The organism is Candidatus Cloacimonadota bacterium, assembly GCA_020532085.1.
Taxonomy (GTDB): domain Bacteria; phylum Cloacimonadota; class Cloacimonadia; order Cloacimonadales; family Cloacimonadaceae; genus Syntrophosphaera.
Window position 1 is genome coordinate 1 of the sequence record JAJBAV010000067.1, and the last position, 5,857, is coordinate 5,857.

The window sequence follows — 5,857 nt, forward strand, 5'->3', positions numbered from 1 at the left end:
AGCGTCGGCTTGCGGCACTCAAGGATGGTGAGCAACAAGCCAGCCTGCGCCTGGCGGAACTGGAAAACGGCGCGGAGGGATCGGAAAGCCCAGACGATGAAATAGCCGAGCTATATGACATGGACGGACAGGAGCTGCTCGATGAGCTGCTGAAATCCCATGTGTCTGCCCTGCAGAGCGAAGGCAGCCATGTGGAGACCCTGCTCGATGCGGCGGTTCGTTGTGAGCAGGCAGGTCCGGACGCCAAGGCCGAGGCTCTGATCGAGTGGATCTACAAGCTGCAAGCCGAGGAAAACGAACCGGATCTGAAAGTGCTGATCTTCACCGAGTTCATTCCCACCCAGCAGATGTTGAAGGAATTTCTGGAGGCGCGGGGAATCTCGGTGGTCACCCTGAACGGCTCCATGGACATGGAGGAACGCAAGCAGGTCCAGGACGCCTTCCGCAAATCACATCGCGTGCTGGTCTCCACCGATGCGGGCGGCGAAGGTTTGAACCTGCAGTTCGCCCACGTGATCATCAACTACGACATCCCCTGGAACCCCATGCGGCTGGAGCAGCGTATCGGTCGTGTGGACCGTATAGGTCAGCCAAAAACCGTACAGGCAATCAACTTTGTTATTGCAGATTCGGTCGAGTTCCGCGTGCGCGAAGTACTGGAGCAGAAGCTCTCGGTGATCTTTGAAGAATTCGGCATCGACAAAACCGGTGACGTGCTCGACTCCGCCCAGGCTGGTGAGTTGTTCGAGGATGTGTTTGCCTCGGCCATCCTTAATCCTGACGGTATCGAAACCTCCGTCGATCACACGGTGGCTCGGATTCGTGATGAGATCCAGCAGGTGCGCGAGTCCTCCGCCATCTATGGCATCTCCGAAGAACCGGATTTGCAAATCGCTGAGCGTCTGCGCTCCCATCCGCTACCCCATTGGGTGGAACGGATGACGGTCGGTTACCTCAACTCCCATGGCGGTGTGGCCAGTCGCAAGCGCTCCTGGTGGGATCTTAATTGGCCGGATGGCCAGGAGCATCGCAAAGCCGTGTTCAGCGCCCGGGAAGCTGATCGCTTGACCGACGCAACTCTGCTCAATCTTGAAAACAACCGTGTCCGTGGGCTGGCCCTGAACCTGCCCCAGGTCGCGGCAGGTCAGCCATTGCCTTGCGTAACCGTGAATGGACTGCCAGCCAGCATCTCGGGTTTCTGGGGGCTGTTTGAGATTCGCCTTCAGGCAGGGATACACCAGAAGACAAACCTCCTGCGCATCCCCATGGTGCGGCGGGGCTATGTCAGCGTGTTCTTGAGCGAGGAAGGCAAACTGTTTCTGCCCACGGCCCGGCATATCTGGGATGCGCTGCAGACAGCGGAAGCCGAGGTGAGAGCCACCCTCGGGCAGGATGAATCCCTCATCGCCCATGAGCGTTTGCAGGAAGCAGCCGAACAGGCCGGACAGGAGCTGTTCGACACATTGCAACAGGCGCACATAGTTTCGGTGACCCGGGAAGAAGAACGCGGCATGGTTGCTTTCGCTTCTCGGCGGAAGGCTATTGAGCGAGTGGGGTTGCCTGAAGTACGCCAGTACCGTCTGGCCCGCTGTGATGCCGAGGAGGCTGAGTGGCGACATGAACTGCAATCAGCGCGGCAGATCGTTCCGGAAATCCGGTCGCTGCTCGCGTTGCGAGTGCGAAGTGCGGAGTGCGAGGTGCGGGCATGAGCAAAGTCGAATGTTTCGAAGGTCTTCAAGTTTGGCGGATGGCTCATGATTTGTCGGTGGAAATCTACCGGTTGACCAAGAATGGTGAATTCTCTCGTGACTGGGGACTCAGAGACCAGATTCAGCGGGCATCTGTATCGGTCATGTCGAATATCGCGGAGGGTTTCGAACGATACAGCAGGCAAGAGTTCAAGCAATTCCTCTCCATTGCCCGAGGATCATGCGCAGAAGTCCGAAGCCAAATCCAATTGGCCAAATCTCTGGGTTACGTTGCCGATGCCGATTGCTCGGCAATTTATGATAAATGCCTCTCCTTGAGCCGGGCAATAGGTGGACTTCGTTCATCGTTAGATAGGAGTGCCAAAGAATGACGACGCACTCCGCACCACGCACTCCGCACTGTCCTTCCTGGCGAGACGCCATCCTGAATGACTTCGTTCCCAACGTCAGCAAGCTGACCCTGGTCGCGGACCCGGACTGCTTGTTGACCGAGGAGAAACTGGCGCTTGAATTACGTGGGCGCGGCTTCGACCTGATCGAGTTCAGTGATCCGGTCGAATTCAGATACGCCTATGAGTCCAAATACCGCTCGATCTGGGATCGCGGCGAACATACCGACCTGGTGGTGATTCTCCGCTTGCAGGATGCCGAGTTGGAATCCCTGCCATACGACCTGCTCCAGGCGGGCCGCAAGCTGTCGTTCAATCTGGGGGATCTCTTCCCAACGCTCAGCTATCCGGTTATCGAGAAGCTCGACCGAAGTCTGCTAGACGCACTTTTCGAGGCCCAGCGCAAGTCGCCGCCGGATCGCATGGGCGATAACGCCACCAAGGATTTCATCCTCCGCCATGTGTTCGGCATCGCCGCTGAGCTGATAGGGGGCGAGGTCGAACTGCTTCGCGCCTTGCTTCGCCTGCACTATGGGAAGCTTCAAATCCCGCTGATGCTGGCCGAGCGGCTTATCCAGGTTCTCAAGGGGCATGATGGCTTCAAGGCCTGGCCGCTCTCTGAAATCGTTCCGGACGATGAAGCCTTCTTCGCCTTTTTGCAGGAACGCTGGCCGCTATTTCTTTTCAGGCTCGGTAGCGCTAATCAGGTACGGGAAGATTCGCCGGAATACGGCCTCAAGTATCCCGGCCCTGATCGCCTGCCGTTCGACCATCAGGACATCAAGGTCTACATCGACAACCTGTTCCTGGAGGGGAAACTCATCCCTGTCGAGGCCACAGACATTAAAGTGGATGCCGGGTCCTGGGTTCGAAGCGGTATTGCCGTGGCCGGTGTAGATGACGAAGCGCTTCGTGTTTCCCGCCTGTTTGACCTTGTCGAAAAGGAGTTGCCCACAGCGGAGTCTCGTTATTCCGACTGGACCGCCTTCGCACTGAAATGGGCTGAACTCGGCTCAAAGATCCATTGCGGCAACAGCACAGAACAACAGACCCGGCTCAGGGAAATCGGTGATGCCCTGAACACGACTTTTGCCGGATGGCTGGCCGATCACTATTCCAGCTTGATCAACCTGCCGCCGACGAATCCGGCCATGCTCCACCATGTGCCGCGCCGTCTGGCTCGGGACATCGAGGATTCCGGCAATAGCCGTGCCGCGCTGATCGTGGTTGATGGACTGGCCCTGGATCAGTGGGTGACCATCCGCCAGCTTCTGCAAAAGCAGGACGCCAATCTGGTCATGCGCGAATCCGCGACCTTCGCCTGGATTCCGACGCTGACCTCGGTATCGCGGCAATCGATCTTCTCGGGCAAGCCGCCGCTTTATTTTCCGTCATCCATCAACTCGACCAATAGCGAAGAAAAGCTTTGGAAGCAATTTTGGGAGGGGCATGGCCTATCCCGCTTGGATGTCGCCTACCAGCGCGGCCTGGGCGACGGCGATGCATCCAGCGTTCTCGACTCCTTAATTCATCCCGGCAAGACCAAGGTGGTGGGGCTGGTCGTGGACAAGGTCGACAAGATCATGCACGGCATGCAACTTGGGTCGGCCGGGATGCACAACCAGATTAAGCAGTGGTGCCATGCCGGATTTCTTTCCTCGCTGGTCGGCCAACTGCTGGATTACGGCTATGAGGTCTGGCTGACGGCCGATCACGGCAACATCCAATGCGAAGGCAAAGGCCGCCCATCTGAAGGTGTGATTGCCGAAACTCGCGGCGAGCGGGTTCGTGTCTATCCCACGCCGGAACTCCGTTCTCAGGTCGCTGGGGCCTTCCCGTTTGCCCACGAGTGGCAGCCGGTCGGATTGCCCGCAGACTACTTTCCCCTGGTGGCCGGTGGTCGCGGCGCGTTTGTGAATCCGGGAGAGGCTATCGTAGGTCACGGCGGTGTAGCCATCGAAGAAGTCATCGTGCCCCTTGTGAAGTTTGAAAGGAGAACACGGTGATGGGCAAAAGACACGAAGCCATTGGCATCAAGCAGGCTATCCGTTTCGAGTGGATGCAAAAAGCTGCCAATCTGCTGCTGGCAGGACTTGACGCCAAAACCATCCGCCAGGAGCTGCATGAGTTCCTCGCGGACAGAAAAGGCAATGGCTCCGAGGGCAAACGAAGCGACCAGACCCGAACCTTTGTCGTCAACAACCTGATGAAGACCTGGGTCTCTCCTGACCCCGAGCTGATTCCATTCCGGGATGCCACGCTGGCGTTTTTGCGTGAAAACCCGTCCATGGCTCTGGCGGTCCACTGGGGGATGATCTCGGCGGTCTATCCGTTCTGGTTCAATGTGGCCCGGCAGACCGGCCGTCTGCTGGCCTTGCAGGACCAGGTGACCCAGACCCAGATCATCAATCGTCTTAAGGAGCAGTATGGTGACCGGCAGACCGTAAGCCGTTATGCAAAATATGTGATTCGGTCCTTTGTCGCCTGGGGAACCCTGCAGGATTCAGAGACCAAGGGCTGCTATGAGAAAGCCGCTCCGGTGAGCATTGCCGATTCAAACCTGGCCATCCTGATGTTCGAGTCCGCACTCCTAGCCACCCCGGAGGCCAAAGGCGCATTGGGGCTGCTACTGAATAATCCGGCATTCTTCCCATTCCAGCTCCCCGTGATGACCGGAGACTTTGTATCCCAACGCAGCGACCGGATCGATGTGGTTCGCTACGGACTGGACGATGAGCTGTTGAAATTGAAGGACAACTAAATCAGGGATGGAACGTGAATGCCTTGGACCTCGGAACACACTAAATGGCTCGTCGATACCGGCGAGAGACTGAAGACCGCCGACGGCAAGGAGGTCGAGGTCTGGGAGTTCCAGCATCAGGACGACGACGATGTGCTCTCCGCATGGGCAAAGCATTTCCGGAATCATTATTGCCTGGATGCTGAAATTGATTTCTTCAGGGCCAAGCGAACACGCCAAGACTATCTGAACAGCATTAAATTTCCCTGCAGTACATCGAAACTTGGCCCAGGAATTCGAGCTGGTGATTTTGGTGAAATCCTTGTTGCCGACTACCTCCAGTGGCTCCTCGGCTTCTGGGTTCCTAGAGTACGTTGGGGCTCCAAAGTCATTCGAGACGAGTCACCCAAAGGAAGCGATGTAATTGGATTTCGCTTCCACAAAAAGGATGGCACGTCTCCGAAGGATGTGCTTGTTGTGTTTGAAGCTAAGACTAAGTTCTCAGGCTCTGGGAAGAACAGGTTGCAGGATGCGATTAACGATTCAGCAAAGGATCACCTTCGGATAGATGAATCACTGAATTTCATTAAGCAAAAGCTCTTCGAAAGAAAGGAGATTGAACAGGCTCAACTGGTCGAGAGATTTCAGAGTCCAGTTGATGTGCCATACAAAGAGACTTACGGCGCGGCGGCGATAATTTCAGACGAACACTTCGATGCCAAGATAATTGCCGGAGCCGACTGTGGGAAAATCCCAAAATCAGCAAAGTCAAAGGAATTGATACCTCATCCCAACAGCAAGAGTTTGGTTCTCGTGATCATTAAAGGCCCAGATATGATGACCCTTGTCCACGAGCTCTACAGGAGGGCTGCGGATGAGGCCTGAACAAAGATCCCAATTGCTGCTGGGTGTTACCAGGTCGAAGGCCAAGATGCTGGAGTACAGTGTTCCGGAAGAGCATCACATCAAAATCGCACAAGATCCGGCTAAGCTCTTCACGCTCTCGATTGGCTTGTTGG

The 5,857-nt window shown here is 56.3% G+C and carries 5 protein-coding genes; all 5 read left to right on the plus strand.

Annotated features, from left to right (window positions below; translation table 11 throughout):
• A partial coding sequence (locus LHW45_10800) for an SWF/SNF helicase family protein (GenBank protein MCB5286058.1) occupies positions 1 to 1,709 on the plus strand: 1,709 nt, incomplete at its 5' end.
• Positions 1,706 to 2,080, plus strand: coding sequence for a four helix bundle protein (locus LHW45_10805; GenBank protein ID MCB5286059.1), 375 nt, complete (start codon positions 1,706 to 1,708; stop codon positions 2,078 to 2,080). The genes LHW45_10800 and LHW45_10805, both read left to right, overlap by 4 nt.
• Complete coding sequence (gene pglZ / locus LHW45_10810; GenBank protein MCB5286060.1) at positions 2,077 to 4,104, plus strand: BREX-3 system phosphatase PglZ; 2,028 nt, start codon at positions 2,077 to 2,079, stop codon at positions 4,102 to 4,104. The genes LHW45_10805 and pglZ overlap by 4 nt, the downstream gene beginning before the upstream one ends.
• Complete coding sequence (locus LHW45_10815; GenBank protein MCB5286061.1) at positions 4,104 to 4,859, plus strand: hypothetical protein; 756 nt, start codon at positions 4,104 to 4,106, stop codon at positions 4,857 to 4,859. The genes pglZ and LHW45_10815 overlap by 1 nt, the downstream gene beginning before the upstream one ends.
• An 18-nt stretch (positions 4,860 to 4,877) precedes the next feature.
• A complete protein-coding gene (locus LHW45_10820) occupies positions 4,878 to 5,723 on the plus strand; it encodes a DUF1837 domain-containing protein (GenBank protein ID MCB5286062.1) in 846 nt (281 codons plus the stop codon).
• Positions 5,724 to 5,857: the final 134 nt, after the last annotated feature.